The 267-nt window shown below is 56.2% G+C and carries 1 rRNA gene; it reads left to right on the top strand.

The annotated features are described in order from the left end of the window. Nucleotides 1-267, top strand: a 23S ribosomal RNA gene (locus tag RNC47_RS37480); the annotation flags it as partial.

Raw genomic sequence — 267 nt, 5'->3', positions numbered from 1 at the left:
CGCAGAGACAGCCAGGAGGTTGGCTTAGAAGCAGCCACCCTTGAAAGAGTGCGTAATAGCTCACTGGTCGAGTGATTCTGCGCCGACAATGTAGCGGGGCTCAAGTACACCGCCGAAGTCGTGTCACTGACCCTTGTGGTTGGTGGGTAGGGGAGCGTCGTGTGTTGGGTGAAGCAGCCGTGGAAACGTGTTGTGGACGGCATGCGAGTGAGAATGCAGGCATGAGTAGCGTTACACACGTGAGAAACGTGTGCGCCGATTGACTAA

The sequence above is a fragment of the Streptomyces millisiae genome (assembly GCF_031845425.1).
Taxonomy (GTDB): domain Bacteria; phylum Actinomycetota; class Actinomycetes; order Streptomycetales; family Streptomycetaceae; genus Streptomyces; species Streptomyces millisiae.
The sequence above is the reverse complement of the archived record's forward strand: the minus strand, read 5'-3'. Positions and strand labels throughout refer to the sequence as shown.